The organism is Halorhodospira sp. M38 (genome assembly GCF_022227985.1).
Taxonomy (GTDB): Bacteria; Pseudomonadota; Gammaproteobacteria; order Nitrococcales; family Halorhodospiraceae; genus Halorhodospira; species Halorhodospira halophila_A.
In genome coordinates this window covers 33,847-51,778 of record NZ_JAJNQP010000013.1, presented here as the reverse complement: position 1 = coordinate 51,778, position 17,932 = coordinate 33,847, and the positions used below count along the sequence as shown (strand labels likewise).

General features: G+C 68.6%; 16 protein-coding genes. 10 read left to right on the top strand and 6 right to left on the bottom strand.

Features of this window, described 5'->3' with window-relative positions:
• Window positions 1-3: 3 nt before the first annotated feature.
• From LRA98_RS08880 to LRA98_RS08845, 8 genes are all read left to right on the top strand, one after another.
• Window positions 4-1,791 (top strand): glycoside hydrolase family 15 protein, encoded by a 1,788-nt coding sequence (locus LRA98_RS08880; RefSeq protein WP_201170036.1) that lies wholly within the window; start codon window positions 4-6, stop codon window positions 1,789-1,791.
• Window positions 1,788-3,158, top strand: a complete 1,371-nt coding sequence (locus tag LRA98_RS08875; protein ID WP_201170034.1) for an alpha,alpha-trehalose-phosphate synthase (UDP-forming) — start codon at window positions 1,788-1,790, stop codon at window positions 3,156-3,158. The genes LRA98_RS08880 and LRA98_RS08875 overlap by 4 nt, the downstream gene beginning before the upstream one ends.
• Window positions 3,155-4,096, top strand: coding sequence for a glucokinase (locus LRA98_RS08870; protein WP_201170032.1), 942 nt, complete (start codon window positions 3,155-3,157; stop codon window positions 4,094-4,096). Before LRA98_RS08875 ends, LRA98_RS08870 begins: the two co-directional genes overlap by 4 nt.
• A 48-nt stretch (window positions 4,097-4,144) precedes the next feature.
• The gene (locus LRA98_RS08865; RefSeq protein ID WP_238633619.1) at window positions 4,145-5,458 is read left to right on the top strand and encodes a GAF domain-containing sensor histidine kinase; all 1,314 of its coding nucleotides are present in this window, start codon (window positions 4,145-4,147) and stop codon (window positions 5,456-5,458) included.
• The gene (locus LRA98_RS08860; RefSeq protein ID WP_238633618.1) at window positions 5,451-6,614 is read left to right on the top strand and encodes an alkaline phosphatase family protein; all 1,164 of its coding nucleotides are present in this window, start codon (window positions 5,451-5,453) and stop codon (window positions 6,612-6,614) included. The genes LRA98_RS08865 and LRA98_RS08860 overlap by 8 nt, the downstream gene beginning before the upstream one ends.
• A gap of 13 nt (window positions 6,615-6,627) precedes the next feature.
• Entirely contained in the window at window positions 6,628-7,620 is a 993-nt protein-coding gene (locus LRA98_RS13215) for a 6-carboxytetrahydropterin synthase (RefSeq protein ID WP_201170025.1), read from the top strand.
• 3 nt (window positions 7,621-7,623) lie between these two features.
• Window positions 7,624-8,253, top strand: a complete 630-nt coding sequence (queE, locus tag LRA98_RS08850) for a 7-carboxy-7-deazaguanine synthase (protein WP_238633617.1) — start codon at window positions 7,624-7,626, stop codon at window positions 8,251-8,253.
• 80 nt (window positions 8,254-8,333) lie between these two features.
• The gene (locus tag LRA98_RS08845; protein ID WP_201170021.1) at window positions 8,334-8,720 is read left to right on the top strand and encodes a DUF3775 domain-containing protein; all 387 of its coding nucleotides are present in this window, start codon (window positions 8,334-8,336) and stop codon (window positions 8,718-8,720) included.
• Between the two features lie 16 nt (window positions 8,721-8,736).
• Here LRA98_RS08845 and LRA98_RS08840 read toward each other — a convergent pair whose 3' ends face one another.
• The 3 genes from LRA98_RS08840 to LRA98_RS08830 form a co-directional block, all read right to left on the bottom strand.
• On the bottom strand, window positions 8,737-9,408 hold the full coding sequence (locus LRA98_RS08840) for an alpha/beta hydrolase (RefSeq protein WP_201170019.1): 672 nt from the start codon (window positions 9,406-9,408) through the stop codon (window positions 8,737-8,739).
• Complete coding sequence (locus LRA98_RS08835; protein WP_201170016.1) at window positions 9,405-9,758, bottom strand: metalloregulator ArsR/SmtB family transcription factor; 354 nt, start codon at window positions 9,756-9,758, stop codon at window positions 9,405-9,407. Before LRA98_RS08835 ends, LRA98_RS08840 begins: the two co-directional genes overlap by 4 nt.
• 103 nt (window positions 9,759-9,861) lie before the next feature.
• Window positions 9,862-10,230, bottom strand: a complete 369-nt coding sequence (locus tag LRA98_RS08830; RefSeq protein ID WP_201170014.1) for a phasin family protein — start codon at window positions 10,228-10,230, stop codon at window positions 9,862-9,864.
• Window positions 10,231-10,454: 224 nt separating this feature from the next.
• On the opposite strand from LRA98_RS08830, the gene LRA98_RS08825 reads away from it, so the two are divergent.
• Both LRA98_RS08825 and glgP read left to right on the top strand, forming a co-directional pair.
• Entirely contained in the window at window positions 10,455-10,664 is a 210-nt protein-coding gene (locus LRA98_RS08825) for a cold-shock protein (RefSeq protein ID WP_201170011.1), read from the top strand.
• Between the two features lie 137 nt (window positions 10,665-10,801).
• Complete coding sequence (gene glgP, locus LRA98_RS08820; RefSeq protein ID WP_238633458.1) at window positions 10,802-13,357, top strand: alpha-glucan family phosphorylase; 2,556 nt, start codon at window positions 10,802-10,804, stop codon at window positions 13,355-13,357.
• Window positions 13,358-13,371: 14 nt separating this feature from the next.
• On the opposite strand, the gene malQ is transcribed toward glgP, so the two are convergent.
• From malQ to glgC, 3 genes are read right to left on the bottom strand one after another with little or no spacing between them, the layout of a single operon-like run.
• On the bottom strand, window positions 13,372-14,865 hold the full coding sequence (malQ, locus tag LRA98_RS08815; protein ID WP_238633457.1) for a 4-alpha-glucanotransferase: 1,494 nt from the start codon (window positions 14,863-14,865) through the stop codon (window positions 13,372-13,374).
• The gene (locus LRA98_RS08810) at window positions 14,862-16,526 is read right to left on the bottom strand and encodes a glycoside hydrolase (protein ID WP_370641507.1); all 1,665 of its coding nucleotides are present in this window, start codon (window positions 16,524-16,526) and stop codon (window positions 14,862-14,864) included. The genes malQ and LRA98_RS08810 overlap by 4 nt, the downstream gene beginning before the upstream one ends.
• Before the next feature lie 58 nt (window positions 16,527-16,584).
• Entirely contained in the window at window positions 16,585-17,850 is a 1,266-nt protein-coding gene (gene glgC, locus LRA98_RS08805) for a glucose-1-phosphate adenylyltransferase (RefSeq protein WP_201241757.1), read from the bottom strand.
• Window positions 17,851-17,932 lie beyond the last annotated feature (82 nt).

Here is a 17,932-nt window from a genome sequence, read left to right as displayed (position 1 = left end):
CCCGTGAGCACGCTGGAGCAAGCCCTGATTGGCAACTGCGCCTTTGCCGCGCTGGTCAACCGCCAGGCCGAGATCACCTGGGCCTGTATGCCCCGCTTCGACGGCGATCCGGTGTTCTGCTCCCTGCTCGGCGATCCGGCCGCCGGCGCCGGGGCGGGGCGGTTCGCCATCGAACTCGAGGGGTTGGCGCGCACCGAGCAGTGGTACGAGCGGAACACCGCCATCGTGGTGACGCGGCTCTACGATCATCAGGGCGGGGTGGTGGAGGTGACCGACTTCGCCCCGCGCTTCGAGCAGTTCGGACGAACCTTCCGCCCGGTGGAGTTGATCCGCCAGGTGCGCCGGGTGGCCGGTTCGCCCCTGATTCGGCTGGTGGTGCGGCCGGTGTTCGATCATGGTCGGGCGTTGCCCAGCGTCACCCAGGGCAGCAATCACGTGCGCTACGTCGGCCCGGGCCAAGTCCTGCGCCTGACCACCGACGCCTCGCTGACCGCGATCCAGGATGAGACCCCGTTCATCCTCGAGGACGACCTGACGCTCGTGTTCGGTCCCGACGAGACGCTGCCCCAGTCGCCCCATGAGACGGGCTACCAGTTCTATGAGCACACCTGCATCTATTGGCAGGAGTGGGTGCGCAACCTGGCCATCCCCTTCGAGTGGCAGGAGGCGGTGATCCGCGCCGCGATCACGCTTAAGCTCAACACCTACGAGGACACCGGTGCGGTGATCGCCGCGGTGACCACCTCGGTCCCCGAGGCGCCGGATACCGGTCGCAACTGGGACTACCGGTACTGCTGGCTGCGTGACGCGTACTTCGTGATCAACGCCCTCAACCGGCTGGGGGCGACCAAGACGATGGAGCACTACGTGCGCTTCATCATCAACACCACCGCCGGTATCGAGGGTCGCTCCCTGCGCCCGGTGTATCGCATCAACGGCCGCGATGATCTCTTCGAGACCATCGCCTACGGGTTGCCCGGATACCGGGAGATGGGCCCGGTCCGCATCGGCAACCAGGCCTACGAGCAGCAGCAGAACGACGTCTACGGCTCGGTGATCCTGGCCACGGCGCACCTGTTCTTCGATGAGCGCCTGCGCCGCCGCGGCGATGAAGCGCTGTTCCGTCGCCTTGAGCAGCTCGGCGAGCAGGCCGTGGCCGTCTACCGCGAGCCGGATGCCGGCCCCTGGGAGTTTCGCGGTTTTGAGAAGGTGCACACTTTCTCGGCGGCAATCTGCTGGGCGGCTGCCCGCAACCTGCGCGCTATCGCCGCTAAACTGGGGCTGATGGAGCGGGCCGACTACTGGCGCCGCCGCGCCGACGAGATGGCAGCCACCATCCGCACCGAGGCCTGGAACGAGCAGCGCAACAGCTACATGGCCAGCTTCGGCGGCCAGGATCTCGACGCCAGTCTGATGCTGCTCTACGAATGGGGTTTCCTGCGCGCGGGCGACCCGCGTCTGGCCGGAACCGTGCGCGCCGTGGAGCAGGAGCTGCGCCACGGCGACTTCCTGTTCCGCTACGTCCACGAGGACGACTTCGGCAAGCCGCACACGGCCTTCACCACCTGCACCTTCTGGTATATCGATGCCCTGGCCGCGGTCGGGCGTGACGCGGAGGCCCGCGCGCTGTTCGAGCGCCTGCTCGAGTGCCGCAATCACGTCGGTCTGCTCTCGGAGGATATCGACCCGTACACTGGAGAACTCTGGGGCAACTTCCCGCAGACCTACAGCATGGTCGGACTCATTAACTCGGCCATGCGCCTGAGTCGTACTTGGGAGGAACCGCTGTGAGTCGACTGGTGACCGTTTCCAACCGTGTGGCCCTGCCCAGCCAGCTGCAGGCGGCCCAGGGTGGGCTCGCTGTCGGCCTGCGCTCGGCGCTGGAGGAGTCTGGCGGGATCTGGTTCGGCTGGGACGGCGGCGTCGACGAGCGCATCGACGGGTTGCGCCAGCCGCGCGTGCAGACCGCCAACGGGGTGCGTTACGCCACCCTGCGTCTGAGTCGCAGTGAATACAACCGGTACTACCTGGGGTACGCCAACCAGGTGCTGTGGCCGCTGTTCCACTACCGCATGTCCTTCGTGCACTGCCGCCGGGAGCGCGTCGAGGGCTACTGGGAGGTGAACCGGCTGTTCGCCGAGCACCTACCGCCGCTGCTTGAGGGCGACGAGGTTATCTGGGTCCATGACTACCACTTCATCCCGCTCGGGCAGTTGCTGCGCGAACAGGGCGTCGAGGCGCCCATCGGCTTCTTCCTGCACACCCCCTTCCCGCCCTGGGATGTCTACCGCGCTCTACCGGGCCACGAGCGTCTGCTTGAGTCCCTGTGCCGCTACGACCTGGTGGGGTTCCAGACAGCCATCGACCGGGACAACTTCTTCGACTGCCTGGCGCATTACCGCCCGCAGCTCCCGCGCCCCCGGGCCGAGGTCTTCCCCATCAGCATCGATGTCGATCAGGTAGCCCGCGAGGCCCAGCGGGGTTACAACTCCCAGCAGGGGCGGCGGCTGCAGCAGAGTCTGCGCGATCGGCGGCTGATGATCGGGGTCGACCGGCTCGACTACAGCAAGGGCCTGCGCAACCGGTTCGAGGCCTACGAGGCCCTGCTCGAGCAGCACAGCGAGCAGCGCGGGGATGTGGTCTTCCTGCAGATCGCCCCCGTCTCACGCGGGGATGTGCCCGAGTACGAGGAGATCCGCCAGCACCTGGAGTACCTGGCCGGCCACATCAATGGTCGTTTCGCGGAGTACGACTGGGTGCCGCTGCGCTACCTCAACCGCGGCTTCCACCGCTCGAACATCCTTGGCTTTCTGGCGCGCAGCGATGTCGGGCTGATCACCCCGATGCGCGACGGCATGAACCTGGTGGCGAAGGAGTTCGTCGCCGCTCAGGATCCCGGTGATCCGGGTGCCCTTGTGCTCTCGCGCTATGCGGGCGCGGCGCAGGAGTTGGATGGCGCGGTGCTGGTCAATCCCTACGATGTGGACCAGATGGTCGATGCTATGCACCAGGCGCTGACCATGCCGCTGGGTGAGCGACGCGAGCGCTGGCAGCAGATGATCGAGGCCCTGCGCCGGCAGGATATCCACCGCTGGCGGACGGAGTTCATCCAGGCCCTGCACGATGCTCACCGCGCAAGGAGTTCGGAGGCGCTGTGACCCGTTACCTGCTGGCCGACATCGGCGGTACGCATACCCGCGTGGCGGAGGCGGTTCCGGGTGAACCCCCGGGGCCGGTCACGCAGTACCGCAATCGCGATCTCGCCGGCCCCAGCGAGGCGCTGCAGCGCCACCGCACCGGGCACGCCGACGAAGACTGGTGGGTGGCGGCGGCAGTGGCCGGACCCGTGGCTCAGGGGGAGGTTCGGCTGACCAACCTCGGCTGGCAGCTCGAGGTCGGCGAGCTGGCGTGCCGTACCGGGGCGGCTCGTGCCGAGCTGGTTAACGACTACCAGGCGCTGGCCCGCGCTCTGCCCGAACTGGATCCGGCGGCGCACTGCACTGTGCTGCGATCCGGTACGCCGGCGTCGGGTGGGGCGATGGCGGTGCTTGGGCCGGGCACGGGCCTGGGCGTCTCCGGGCTGGTGCCGGCCGTCCGGGGCTGGGGGGTGATCGCCGGCGAGGGCGGCCACGTCACCCTCGCCGCCGCCGACGAGACCGAGGCAACGTTGCTCGGTGCCTTGCGCGGGGAACTCGGCCACGTCTCCGCCGAGGCGGTGCTCAGTGGGCCCGGGTTGAGCCGGCTGCACCGGGTGCTCCACGGGGTCGAGGCGGCCCCGGAGGCCATTACTGCCGCCGACGGCGAGGCCGACCCGGCGGCCCGGGAGACCATCGACCGTTTCCTCGCCCTGCTCGGCGGGACCGCCGGCAACCTCGCGCTCACCCTGGGTGCGCGCGCAGGTGTGTTCCTCGCCGGCGGGATCCTGCCGCGGTTGAGTGCCTCGCGGCTAGCCGACTCGCCGTTGCTCGAGCGCTTCCTGGCCAAAGGGCGCTTCCGTAGCTACCTCGAGCCGGTGCCGGTTTGGCGCATCGACGATCCGGCGGCAGCTGCGCTGCTCGGGCTGCGCGCGTGGCTGGATGACTTGCGGTACCCTTGAGACCCGAGTGGATTCAGGCATGCGGCTGGCAGGCGAGGCCTTCTGACCATGGCATCATCCCGCATCCCGGCGGACGAGGCGCACCGCCTCGAGGCCCTGGCGCGGTACCAGGGCGGTGAAAGCGGCCCCGAGGTGGCCTTTGACCGGCTGGTGGGCTTGTGCGCAAGGGTCTTCGAGGTGCCCATCGCTTTCATCTCGCTGGTCGAGCGCGAGCGGCAATGGTTCAAGGCGGCTCGCGGGCTGGAGCTGACGGAGACGCCGCGCGAGATCGCCTTCTGCAACTGCGTGATCGAGACCGGGGATCCGCTGGTGGTCACTGACAGCCACCGGGATCCGCACTACGCGGACCATCCGCTGGTTACCGGGCCCCCGCACCTGCGCTTTTACGCCGGGGTGCCGCTGGTCGTCGATGGCGGCGCGCGGATCGGCACCCTATGCCTCGGGGATCGCCGGCCGCGGACCCTCTCCGGCGCCGAGCTGGAGACCCTGCAGGAGCTGGCGGCCATGGTGGTGGACGAGTTCGAGCTGCGCCGGGCCAACCAGCGCCTCGATCAAGAGCGGGCGCGCGCCGAGCGGGCGGCCACCGAGCTGCGCCGCGCCAACCTCGAACTGCAGCAGGCCCGCGAGGAGGCCGAGCGGGGTAATCGGGCCAAGAGCCAGTTCCTCTCAAGCATGAGCCACGAACTGCGCACGCCGCTGAACGCCGTGCTCGGTTTCGCCCAGATCCTCGATCAGGACCCGCGCGAGCCGCTCTCCGAGCGCCAGGCCGGCTACGTCGAGCAGATCCTCGGGGGTGGTCGGCACTTGCTGTCGCTGATCGACGACATCCTCGATCTCTCCCGGGTTGAGGCCGGTCGGGTGCAGCTGCAGTCGGAGTGGGTGGCGCCGGGGTCGCTGGTTGATCAGTGCGTCGAGCTGCTCGGTCCCCTGGCCGCCGATGCTGGGGTGCACCTGTCGGTGCAGCAGGCCGCTGATGCCCCGGCAACGATCCGGGCCGATCCACAGCGCATCCGGCAGGTGCTGTTCAACCTGCTCAGCAATGCCGTGAAGTACAACCGGCCGCAGGGGCGGGTGGACCTCGAGGTCGAAGCGTCCGCCGCCAACCGGATCCGGTTCCGGGTGCGGGACACCGGGGTCGGCATCCCTGAGGAGCGCCAGCGCGAGGTCTTCTACCCCTTCAATCGCCTGGGCCTGGAATCCTCGGAGGTGGAGGGGACCGGAATCGGCCTGGTGGTGACTCGCCGCCTGGTTGAGCAGATGGGCGGAGAGCTAGGCTTCTCCAGCGAGCCCGGGGTCGGGTCGGTCTTCTGGGTCGAACTGCCCTGTTTCCCTGCGGAGAGCGAGGTTTCCGGCGATGGATAAGCCGAGCTACGAGGGCAGCGGGCTGGTCAACCTGATGGCCTCCCTGGGTCGCGCATTCGCGGCCGGGTCGAGCCACTATCCAGCCCTCGACCCCGATCCGGACCTGGGGCTGGAGGATGCCCGCACGGTGATCCTCTGGATTATCGACGGCCTCGGCGACCACTTCCTGGCCCGACAGCCGGCCAGCACACTGGCCCGAGACCGGGTTCGGGGGCTGACCTCGGTTTTCCCGGCCACCACCTCGGCGGCGCTGACCAGTATCATCACCGGCCGCCCACCGCGGGGGCACGGGGTCACAGGCTGGTTCATGTACGTCCACGAGCTCGGCGCCGTCACCGCCTGGCTGCCTTTCGGGCCGCGGGTGGGCAAGGGGCAGTGGTCCGGTATCGAGCCGGAAAGCGCCGAGTTGCTTCAGCGCGACCCGATCTGGGATCGCTTCGAGGCCGAGACGCACGTCGTCCAGCCCTCTTGGCTGGTCGATACGCCGTACAGCCGCGGGGTCACGGGACGCTATGCCCGGCGCCAAGGTTATCAGGGGCTGGACGAGCTGCGCGAGGTGCTCGTGCGGATCGCCCGCGAGCCCGGCCGGCAGCGCCGATTCGTCTACGCCTACTGGCCGGATCTGGATACGCTGAGCCATCAGCACGGGGTCGACAGTGCGCCGGTGCGCGATCAGTTTCGCTCCATCGATATCGCCTGGCAGCGACTGCTCGACGGGGTCCAGGGTACCGATACCGTGGTGCTGGCCACGGCCGATCACGGCCTGATCGACACCGCCCCCGAGCGGACCCTCTACCTCGAGGACCATCCGGAACTCGCCGAGATGCTGGCCCTGCCGCTGTGCGGCGAGCCGCGGGCGGCTTACTGCTACCTGCGTCCCGGCACCGAGACCGACTTCCAGCTCTATTGTCGGGAGCGCCTGGGGGCCGTCTGCCAGGTCGCCCGGGCCGAAGAGCTGCTTGCAGCCGGTTGGTTCGGTCCGATGCCCGAGCACCCCCGGCTGCGCCGGAGGATCGGCGACTGGGTGTTGTTGCCTGCGGACGGCTGGGTGATCAAGGATCGGCTGGTGGGTGAGGGCCGTTTCGCCCAGGTGGGCGTGCACGGTGGCGCCTCGGCCAGTGAGCAGTGGGTGCCGCTGATTGCCGCACGGCCGTGATAGCATCAGCAGGATGGAATCCCTGCTCTACACCGCCGAGGTGCCCTTCGAGGCCGCGCGACGCGTTGGCCGGGGCTGGCACGGCCACTCCTTCCGGCTGCGTGTGCGGGCGGCGCCCGATGGTGGTGCCGCCGATCCGGACGCGCTGGCCGATGCGTGCGCCCGCGTGACGGCGCCATTTGACTACACGCTCCTCAACGAGCGCCTCGAGGATCCCGCTGACGACCGGCTGCTCGACGAGCTCGGCCGGTGCTTGCGCACCGCTGGCGTGACCCCGCGGCGGCTGGCGCTGCGCAGTGCCCCGGATCGCGGCGTCGGCCGCGGTGAGGTGGACTGGGCGTGGCGGGCCTTCCGGTTCGAAGCGGCCCATCGGCTGCCCTACGTCCCCGAAGGCCACCCGTGCGGGCGCATGCACGGGCACGGGTACCTGGTGGTGCTCGAGGCCACCGGCGCCGATGCTGAGGGGCTGGGGGCGGCGTGGGCGCCGCTGGGCGAGGCCCTGGACCGCGCCTGCCTGAACGACTTCCTGGACAACCCCACCAGTGAACTCATTGCCGTCTGGCTCTGGGAGCAGCTCCGTCCCCGCTGCCCCGGGCTTACCCGATTGCATGTCCATGAGACGGAGCACTCTGGCTGCACCTACGACGGCGAGCGGCACACCATCTGGAAGGCCCAGCGTTTTGAGGCCGCCACCTGCGTTTCGGGGCCCGGAGATCGACGCGGCCGGTTGCACGGGCACGGCTATCGGCTGCGGGTCCATGTCACTGCCCCGCTGGACCGCGTGCTCGGCTGGACGTTGGACTACGGCGACGTCAAGGCGGCCTTCGCGCCTGTGCGCCAGGCGCTGGACCACCAGCGCCTGGACGCGATCGCCGGTCTCGAGGCCGGGGACGTGGCCAGTCTGGCCGCCTGGGTGGCGCGCTCCGCGCACCAGCGGCTGCCGGAACTCCACCGCGTGGACTGCTACGAGCGCGACGGCGTCGGGGCCATCGCCTGGCCGGATTGAGCCGTGAGCTACGCCGTCCACAGTCTGTTCTATACCCTGCAGGGCGAAGGAGGGCGAAGCGGCCGGCCGGCTGTCTTTGTGCGTTTTGCCGGCTGCAACCTGTGGAGCGGCCGGGAGCCCGATCGAGCGACGGCCGTCTGCAGGTTCTGCGATACCGAGTTCGTGGGTACCGGCGGTCCCGGCGGGGGGCGTTTCGGTGACGCCGGGGAGCTGGCCGCGGCGGTGGCGGCGCAGTGGCCCGATGGCGGTGCGCCCTATGTCGTTTGCACCGGCGGTGAACCGGCGTTACAGCTCGACGCGGACCTGCTGGCAGCCCTGCACGCCCGGGGGTTTGAGGTGGCCGTGGAGACCAACGGCACCTTGCCCCTGGCGCCGGGCGTGGACTGGCTTTGCGTTAGCCCCAAAGCAGGGACCGAGCTGGCGGTCACCGCCGGTGACGAACTCAAGCTGATCTATCCGCAGCCCGGAGCAGAGCCGGAGCGCTACGCCCACCTGGCATTCCGCCACTTCTATCTCCAGCCCTTGGACGATGCCCAGCGCGATGCGCATACCCGTGCGGCACTGGACTACTGCCGTGCGCACCCGCAGTGGTGGCTGAGCATGCAGATCCACAAAGACCTGGGCATCCCGTAGCCCTCGGGGCGCCGCTTGCGCTCGGCCGGGGACCCAGGCAACGTGGACCCTCAGGTCCGCCTCTGGCGAGGGGAAAGGTCATGTTCGAGGTCAGTCTGGATACTGTCTGCTTTATCATCCGCAAGTGCCGGGAGTTCCAGGCTAAGGAGGCGGTGGTCATCCCCGACTCGCCGGATGGCCCCGAGGACGACTGGGCGCTTCAGGTCCTTGCCGACCACGCCGATGACCTGAGCGTGCAAGAGCTGCGTGCCACCTTCGAGGACATGGAGCCGGCGGAGCAGGCCGAGGTCGTGGCGCTGATGTGGATCGGACGCGGCGATTTCGATGCCAGCGAGTGGACGGAGGCGCGCAGCGAGGCGAAGTCGGCGTGGAACCCGCGGACCGCTGACTATATCCTCGCTACGCCGCTGGCGGCCGACTACCTGGAAGAGGGACTGGATGCCTTCGGTTTCGAGTGTGACGACTGAAGGCCGCGCGGGCCGGCTACGACCGCCCGAGCCGGTTCGATAGCCAGGTGTCCAGGCGCTGGATCTCGGGCATGCAGACCGCGTGCTCCATAGGGAAATCGTGCCACTCCACGGGATGGCCTGCGGCCTCCAGCTCGGCAGCCGCCTGGCGGCCGAGTTCGATGGGGACGATCGGATCCTGCGTCCCGTGGGCCATGAAGACCGGGGCCCGTGCCCCGTCGTGGCCGGTCTCCGTGGCGCTCGGCAACCAGCCCGAAAGCGCAATGACCCCGGCCGGCGGGGTTGACGAGTTGAGCGCCGTGTAGAGGGCGGTGGCGGCGCCCTGCGAGAAGCCTGCGAGGAACAGGCGCTCGGCGGGGGTGCCGCGTTCCACCTCCCGGCGCATCAGCGCCTCGATCTGCAGTCGTGCTCGCTCGAGCCCCGGCGTATCCTCATCGATGCCGCCGCCGCCAAGGCCCCGGATGTCGTACCACGCCGGCATGGACATGCCGCCGTTGACCGTGACCGGCTGGACCGGGGCGTGGGGGAAGATCAAGCGCACGCCGTAACCGGCGCTCTGGCGGAGTTCATCGACGATGGGCGCGAAGTCGTGGCCGTCGGCGCCCAGGCCGTGGAGCCAGATGATGCTGGCGGAAACGTTCTCGCCGGTGCGCTTCTCCACGCACTCGAGCAGGGAGGTCTCGTTCATGCTTGATCCTTGGTGGTGACTCGGTTGGCCATACGCTCCAGCCGTTCACGATCCTCCTGGTGCCAGGCCAGGGCGTCGCTGGCCTGGACGGCGGCGTCGAGGATCGGCGCCACCCACGGAGGCTGCTCGGGGCTGATGCGGTAGTGGACCCACTGCCCGCGGCGTCGACACTCGACCAGTCCGGCCTCGCGGAGCATGGCCAGATGGCGGGAGATCTTGGGCTGAATAATGCCCAGTGCTTCAGTGAGCTCGCAGACGCACAACCAGCCCTCGCGGCGCAGCAGAAGTAGGCAACGCAGCCGCGTGGGGTCGCCGAAGAGTCGGAACAGGTGGTCGGGCGTCAGGGGCATGCGCTCAGGGTAGGGGGCGCGCGGTATTCGTTCAAGCGAATAGCTACGGCGCCCCCCCCCCCCCCCGGCCGGGGGGGGGGGGGGGCGCCGTCTTAGCGTCCGCTCACGCGGCCTTGGTGGTCTTCGCGGCCAGGCTACTGGTGCTCTCGCGGACCGACTGCTGCAGGTCCTCGGTCATCGCCTGGCTGAGCTGGGCCAGAGTCCGGGCGTCCTTGGCGAGGCTGTCCGAGGTCTCGCGGGCCGCCTCCACGCTCTTCTGCAGGTAGTTCTGCAGCTGCTCCGGCGACTGGACCTCGCTTGCCTCGCGCAGGTTGCCGAGGGTGGCGTCGGTGTAGCGCCGGGCCATGTCCAGCTGGTAATCGGTCATCTTCTCCCAGTGCTCGAGCATCTTGCTGTTCACACCGTGGAAGGGCTCGGCATAGGGCCCGAACTGGGTCTGCATCTGCTTGATCATCTCTTGGTAGTTCATCATTGCCACCGCTCCTTTCGCGCCGTTCCGGGCTTTGTCTCGATTGTTGCCATGCAGCATAGCAGCGGCCATGTTGCGTCGCAACAAAATCGGTTGAAAAAAACTCGTGGGTGGCAGGTTGCGAGGCCCCCAACTTGTGCCAATATATGGGGTGCGACCGACAGCAAGACCTGACCCTGGTCCTCATGGAGGTCGCGTCACGATGATTAATACAGAGGTTGTTTGAGATGTCAGAGCGTCAACAAGGTACGGTTAAGTGGTTCGACAACGCCAAGGGCTACGGCTTCATCAGCCGCGAGGGGGGTGAAGACGTGTTCGTCCACTTCCGTGCCATCCGGGGCGACGGTTTCCGCTCCCTGGACGAGGGTCAAGCGGTCGAGTTCAGCGTGACCCGCAGCCCCAAGGGCCTGCAGGCCGAGGACGTCGCAGCGCTTTAAACCGCCGCCAGAGCGGCAGTAAGCTGCCATTGAGAGAAAGGCCCGCCCCTGGCGGGCCTTTCTCGTTGTGGGACGTGCGTGTGCGCCCCGGCGACATGTGCTAAACAGAGGGGTCCACAGAGGGAGTTGCCCCACCCATGTCCGAACGCGTCTTCACCCTGGAAGTCCACCCCTGCCTCCCGCCGTCACTCGCCCGCCTGCGCGAGCTGGTCGATGACCTCTACTATTCCTGGGACCGGCGAGTCCGGGGGCTGTTCTACCAGATTGACCCCGAGTGCTGGGAGGCCAGCGGCCACAACCCCAAGGTTTTCCTGCGCCGGGTTCCCCAGGAGGCGTTAGAGCGTGCCGCCGAGGACCCGACCTTCCTGGAAGACTACAACCGGACCCTTTCCGCCTACGACACCTATCTGGAGCAGGACACGTCGCCGGAGGTTGCCCCGCACCTGGATCCGGACCAGGACTTGGTGGCCTACTTCTGCGCCGAGTTCGGCCTGCACGAGAGCCTGCCCCTTTACTCTGGCGGCCTCGGCATCCTCGCCGGTGACCACTGCAAGGCGGCCAGCGATCTGCGCGTGCCGCTGATCGCGGTCGGGTTGCTCTATCGCCAGGGCTACTTCATCCAGAGCATCGATCACGAAGGGCGCCAGGTGGCGCACTACGTGCCCACCGAGGTGGCGCAGCTGCCCGCCTACCCACGCCAGGATGGTGACGGCGAGGAGCTGCGGGTGGCTGTCGACTTCCCCGGACGATCGGTGCAGCTGCGCATCTGGTCGGTGCGGGCCGGCCACGTGCGTCTGTACATGCTCGACAGCGATGTGCCCGAGAACACCCCCGAGGATCGCTCGATCACCTATCAGCTCTACGGCGGCGGCACCGAGATGCGCATCAAGCAGGAGCTCTGCCTCGGCATCGGGGGCGTACGGGCGCTGCGCAAGCTTGGCGTGGCGCCGACGGTCTGGCACTTGAACGAGGGGCACTCGGCCTTCCAGCTCGTCGAGCGCTGCCGCGAGTGGGTGGCGGCCGGCGTCGATTTCGTCACGGCGATGGAGGGCGTCGCCGGGGGCTCGGTGTTTACGACGCACACGCCGGTGGCGGCGGGTCACGACATCTTCGATCCGGAGATGGTCCGCGAATACTTGGGGGCTGCGCTCGGGGACTCCGGGCTCGATATCGATGCCCTGCTGGCGCTGGGCAACGGGCGGGCTGAGCAGCCGGGTTTCAACATGACCAGCCTGGCCCTGCGCGGATCGCGCTTCCACAACGGGGTCAGCCGAATCCACGGCCGCGTGGCCTCGGAGATGGAGGCGCGCATCTGGCCTGATGTGCCGGCTCAGGAGAACCCCATCCACGCCATCACCAACGGCGTGCACGTGCCGACCTTCCTGGCCCAGGAGTGGGGCAATCTCTTCGATCAGCGCTGGCCGGCCTGGCGCAGCGAGCTGAGCAACGAGGCGTTCTGGAGCGTGGTCGACGAGCTGCCCGATCACCGCTACTGGAGCATGCGCCAGAGCCTGAAGTCGCAGATGCTCCGCGACGTCTGTGCCCGGGTCGAGGCGCGGTGCAAGCGCAACGGCATGGCCGAGGCGATGATCCGGCGCATGACCCGCTTCATCCGCGACCCCGAGGCCGATGTCCTCGTGCTCGGTTTTGCCCGCCGCTTTGCCACCTACAAGCGCGCTCTGCTGATCTTCCGCGACCTCGAGCGTCTCAAGCAGCTGCTCAACGATCCCGAGCGGCCGATGATCCTGATCTTCGCCGGCAAGGCCCACCCGCACGATGAGCAGGGCCAGGAGATGATTCGGCGGATCCACGAGCTGACCCTCGATCCCGATCTGATCGGGCGGCTTCTGCTGCTGGAGAACTACGACATGGCGCTGGCGCGCAAGCTGGTGACCGGTGTCGACGTGTGGCTGAACAATCCGGAGTACCCCCTGGAGGCGTGCGGCACCTCCGGTCAGAAGGCAGCCATCAACGGGGTGGTCAATCTCTCGGTTCTGGATGGCTGGTGGGATGAGGGCTACGCCGGGGACAACGGCTGGGCGATCTACCCCCACGCGCCGGGCTTCGATCCGGAGTACCGTGACGGCGAGGAGGCCCGCGACCTGCTCGATACCCTTGCCGGTGAGGTGGCGCCGCTCTACTTCGATCGCGGTGAGCGCGGCTACTCGGCCGGCTGGGTGCAGATGTCCAAGGCCTCGATGCGCAGTACGCTGCCCCGGTTCAATGCGCAGCGCATGGTGATGGACTATGTGCGCGATCTCTATGGCCCGGCCGCCCGACATCATCGGCGCCTGACCGACGAGGAGTTGGCCGGCGCCGCTGGTCTGGCCGCCTGGAAGGAGCATGTGCGGGCCTGCTGGGACGGGACGGCCCTGGAGCTGATCGACGAGGCCCCGGACGCCCTGCGCCACGGAGAGCCGCTGCGTCTGCGGGTGAAGGCGCAGCTCAACGGGCTGGGTGGCGATGATGTCACCGTCGAGTGCCGCTTCAGCCCGGTGCCCCACCCCCGGGATCCGGGCCAGACCCAGCGTTTCGTGTTCTCGCCCACTGGCGGTGATGACGACGGGGATCCGCTGTTCTCCCTGGACATTCAACCCCGCCTCAACGGCTTGCAGTACTTCCGTATCTGCATGTACCCGAGCCACCCGCTGCTCGGTCACCCGCTGGAGCTGGGGCGGATGCGCTGGCTCTAGGCGGCGACCGCCGCCTAGAGCCGGCCGTAGAGTTCGTTGAGGGCGCGCAGCTGCCCGGCCAGGGGGTCGGGCAGCCACTCCCATTCAAAACGCCAGCGCCAGTTGCCCTCGGCAACCCCGGGCACGTTCATGCGGTGCTCGCCGCCCAGCGCCAGCAGATCCTGCAACGGGATCACGGCCAGTCCCGCCACCGACGCCAGCGCTGCCCGGATCAGCGGCCACGGCATCGGTTCGCCGGGGTGGCCCAGGTAGGCGTGGAGCCGCTGCGCCGTCGCCTCCGGTAGGTCGGCGTACCAGCCCAGGGTGGTGTCGTTGTCGTGGGTACCGGTGTAGACGACGCAGTGCCGGTGGTGCTGGTGGGGTAGGTAGGGGTTGGCGGCGTCGCTGTCGAAGGCGAAGTGCAGCACCTTCATCCCCGGCAGGGCGAAGCGCTCGCGGAGCCGCTCCACGTCCTCGGTGATCACGCCCAGATCCTCGGCCACCAGCGGGACCCGACCGAAGCGCTCCTCCACCGCCTCGAGTAGGGCGTCCCCAGGGGCTGCCTCCCAGTATCCGTCCCGGGCGGTGGGCGCCTCGGCCGGGATCGCCCAGCAGGCGCTCAGCCCCCGGAAGTGATCGATGCGCACGAAGTCGAACAGGGCCAGCTGGGTGGCCAGCCGCTCGAGCCACCACGCGAAGCCGTCGCCCTGCAGGCGCTGCCAGTCGTAGAGCGGGTTGCCCCAGCGCTGGCCCTCGGCGGAGAAATAGTCCGGTGGCACGCCGGCGACGAGGGCCGCATGCCCCTCTTCGTCGAGTCGGAAGTACCGCCGGTGGGCCCAGGTATCGGCGCTGTCGTGGGCGACGAAAATGGGGACGTCGCCGAAGAACTGGACACCGCGCTCGGCGGCGTAGTCGCGCAACGCCTGCCACTGGCTGAAGAAGAGGTACTGTTCAAAGATGTGGCGGTCGATCCGCCCGGCCAGCCGGTGGGTGGCTGCCTCCAGCGCCGCCGGTTCGCGGTCCCGCTCGGCGGCGGGCCACGTCCACCAGGCCGCGTCGCCGTGCTCCTCGCGCAGGGCGGCGTAGAGGGCGTAGTCCTCCAGCCAGTGGCCCTGCTCGCGCCGGAAGGCGTCGATCTGCGCCTCGGTCGGTGCGTCACCTTGTTCGCGCAGCCGCTGGTGGGCGCGGTGCAGGCAGGAGCGGCGCCAGGCCCGCAGCGCGACAGGATCGTCTCCGGTCTCTGGGGGGTGAAGCTCCTCCGGCGTCAGCCACCCCCGCTCGGCCAGTGCGTTTAGGTCGATGTAGCACGGCTCGCCCGCGTGAACCGACAACCCCTGGTAGGGGCTGAGGTCGTCGTGGGTGGGGCCGAGCGGCAGCATCTGCCAGATGGTGAAGCCGCTTGCCGCCAGCCAGTCCACGAAGCGGTAGGCGTGCTGCCCCAGGTCGCCGTTGCCTGCGGGCCCAGGCAGGGCGCTGAGGTGAACCAGCACCCCAGCCCGGCGCCGCTCGGCCAGCTCCGCGCCGCTCACGGCTCGGCGCGTCCGTGGCGCATCACGCCGCCGCGCTCGGGCGAGCCCCGGCCCTGGCGCGCGAAGGCGTGGCTCAGGTGCTCCGGCGGCTCCTGGCCCAGGGCGTGGTACAGCGCGGCGAGTTGGATCCGATAGAGGTGGTCGAAGTCGCGGATCACGTCGGCGGGGTTGTAGTCGCCGAACCACCAGAACCAGTCCGAACTCTCGCAGATGGCCAGCTGCGCCTCGGCGCGTTCCCGGGCGGCTTCGTCGAGCGCGCCGATACGCTGATCGAACGCCTGCTTGGCCTCGGCAAGCAGCTCCCAGGCCCGATCCTTGTCCACCTCGCCGATCCAGGTGGAGAGGGTGCCGTAGACCCAGCTGCCGGCCACCAGTCGTGACAGGGGGCGCGGCTCGAGTTCCTCGGCCGCCTCGGCGAAGGTGGTCAGCACCAGTCCCGGGTGATCGCCGAGCCGCTGATACAGGCCGTTGAGAAAATGGAAACCGTTGGCGGGGTAGTGCTCCCAGGCGTTCTCGCCGTCCATGATGATCGGGATGACCGTCTGTTCCGGTGCCTCGCAGCCGGCGGCGATGGCCTCCATGCGGCTGATTAGATTGGCGACGGCGTCGTCGCCGTGCCAGTCGGAGAACTCGAAGCCGATGGCGTCGGACAGCCCGTCGTCGCGGAAGAAGCAGCGGGTTCCGTCGCCGCTGTCGCCCTCGGCGTCGAGGGCGTAGGCCCGGTGCCACTGGCCGTTGCCGGTGCCCTCCGGGCCGAGGCTGTTGTCCAGGACCGCGCCGCCGCTGGCCGCCCAGCGGAATCCGAACTCCTGCAGTAGCCTCAGGGTGGCCTGGCTGATCGCCCCCTCCGACGGCCAGCACCCCCGCGGACGGTGGCCGAAGGTGTGCTCAAAGCGCCGTATGCCCTGCTCGAGGTGCCAGCGCGCCCGGTCCTCGCCGCCGGGATAGCGGTCGACCACCGGCATGGAACTCTCGGGCCAGGACTCGCGGGCGCACTGCAGATCCTGGAGCAGTGGCAGGATGGGGTGCCCATAGGGGGTCATCGACAGCTCGACCCGCCCGGTCTCGGCCAGGTGGCGGTAGCGGTGGGGCAGGCCGGCGAGCAGCTCGCCGATTACGCCGAGCAGTTCGCGTCGGTCGTGGAGGGTAAAGCCCTTGCCCTGGTCGATCAGCCGCTGGACCCGCGGCTCGCCGCGGCGGACGGTCTCGCCCATCCAGCCCAGGTGGTACCAGGTGATCAGATCCACTAAGAAGGCGTCGCTGAGGTAGCGCATGCTCGCCGGGTGGGCGCTGACCATCTCGGCGATCTCGAGCAGGTGTCGGAATGCCGGGAACGGGTCCGCTAGCCGCTGGCGGTTGATGCGCTGGCACTGCTCGACCAGGCGGCGCCGCTCGTGCTCGTTGACCGGCAGGGTGGGCATGGCCAGGGCGCGCAGCAGGGGGTCGCGCAGCCGTTCGCCGCTTTCCAGGAAGCCGGCGATCTGGCGGCTGTAGTCCTCCAGCTGCTCGAGGAGAACCGGGGAGAAGTTGACCACTGCGCGCGCCGCCGGGTTGGCCTCGAGGTGGGCGGCCATGTCGGCGTAGTCCTTGATCCCGTGCAGGTAGGTCCAAGGCAGTAGGTAGTCGCCGGTGCCGGGGTCGAGGTAGCTCGGCTGGTGCATGTGCCAGCACAGCACCACGCGCACGGGCTGGGTCTCTGTCGCGTTCGGGTCGCTGGCATCAATAGACAACGTGGATCTCCTGGCCGAGCATTTCCGGGGTGACGAGGACAACACCGCTGGGGCTGACCGTAAAGCGCCGCGCGTCCTCCTCGGGATCTTCGCCGATCACGGTCCCCGCCTGGATGTGGCAGTACTTGTCGATCACCGCGTTGCGGATCCGACAGTCGGGCTCGATATGGGCCTCGGGGAGGATCACCGAGTCCTCAACCCGGGTGCGTTCATCGACGATCACCGACGAGAACAGTAGCGAGCGCCGTAGCCGCGCCCCGGAGATGATGCACCCGCCGGAGACCATGGAGTCGACTACGGTGCCGCGGCGGCCCTCCTCGTCGAAGACGAACTTGGCCGGGGGCAGCTGCTCCTGGAAGGTCCAGATCGGCCACTTGCGGTCATAGAGGTTGAGCTCCGGGGTGACGTCGATCAGCTCAAGGTTGGTCCGCCAGAAGGCGTCGATGGTTCCTACGTCCCGCCAGTACGCCTGGTCCCCGGTGGTCGGCTCCCGGAAGGGGTAGGCCATGACTCGGGCCTGGTCGATCAGCTGCGGGATGATGTCCTTGCCGAAGTCATGCTCCGAGCCGCTGCGGGCGTCCGCCCCGAGGGTTCGGAAGAGGAAGTCCCGGTTGAAGACGTAGACCCCCATGGAGGCCAGCGCGCGGTCGTCGCGGCCGGGGATCGGGGTGGGGTTGGCCGGCTTCTCGTCGAAGCGAACCACCCGGCTGTCGTCATCGATGCCCATGACGCCGAAGGCGCTGGCTTCCTCGATGGGGACCTCGAGGCAACTGACGGTGACGTCGGCGCCGCTCTCCACGTGGTAGGCAAGCAGCGGCCCGTAGTCCATCTTGTAGATGTGGTCGCCGGCGAGGATCAGGACGTAGTCGGGATCGTGCAGTCGGACGATGTCCAGGCTCTGATAAACCGCATCGGCCGTGCCTTGGTACCAGGAGTCGGCGATGCGCTGCTGGGCTGGCAGCAGTTCGACGAACTCGCCGAAGTCGCTGCTCAGCGAGCTCCAGCCCTGACGGATGTGCCGGATCAGGGAGTGGGCCTTGTACTGGGTGAGTACGCCAATGCGCCGCACGCCGGAATTAATGCAGTTGGACAGGGGGAAGTCGATGATGCGGAACTTGCCGCCGAACGGAACCGCCGGTTTGGCACGCCACTGGGTGAGCTCGCGCAGCCGCGTGCCGCGGCCGCCGGCGAGGATCAGGGCCAGGGTGTCTCGGGTCAGGCGGCTGACGAAACGGGGAGAGCGATGGGATAACACGTCGGATCTTCCTGGTGACAGAGGCCTGAAGGGCAGTATGGACGGCTTTTCCGGCGATCGACAGGGTATTGCGTGCCAGCGC

Bases quoted from the DNA above. Each gene is read 5' to 3' on its own strand.
- LRA98_RS08830 (WP_201170014.1), bottom strand. From the start codon at position 10,230: ATGATGAACTACCAAGAGATGATCAAGCAGATGCAGACCCAGTTCGGG.
- LRA98_RS08810 (WP_370641507.1), bottom strand. From the start codon at position 16,526: ATGCACCAGCCGAGCTACCTCGACCCCGGCACCGGCGACTACCTACTG.
- LRA98_RS13215 (WP_201170025.1), top strand. From the start codon at position 6,628: ATGGAATCCCTGCTCTACACCGCCGAGGTGCCCTTCGAGGCCGCGCGA.
- LRA98_RS08825 (WP_201170011.1), top strand. From the start codon at position 10,455: ATGTCAGAGCGTCAACAAGGTACGGTTAAGTGGTTCGACAACGCCAAG.
- LRA98_RS08835 (WP_201170016.1), bottom strand. From the start codon at position 9,758: ATGCCCCTGACGCCCGACCACCTGTTCCGACTCTTCGGCGACCCCACG.
- LRA98_RS08840 (WP_201170019.1), bottom strand. From the start codon at position 9,408: ATGAACGAGACCTCCCTGCTCGAGTGCGTGGAGAAGCGCACCGGCGAG.
- LRA98_RS08845 (WP_201170021.1), top strand. From the start codon at position 8,334: ATGTTCGAGGTCAGTCTGGATACTGTCTGCTTTATCATCCGCAAGTGC.
- LRA98_RS08865 (WP_238633619.1), top strand. From the start codon at position 4,145: ATGGCATCATCCCGCATCCCGGCGGACGAGGCGCACCGCCTCGAGGCC.
- LRA98_RS08860 (WP_238633618.1), top strand. From the start codon at position 5,451: ATGGATAAGCCGAGCTACGAGGGCAGCGGGCTGGTCAACCTGATGGCC.
- glgP (WP_238633458.1), top strand. From the start codon at position 10,802: ATGTCCGAACGCGTCTTCACCCTGGAAGTCCACCCCTGCCTCCCGCCG.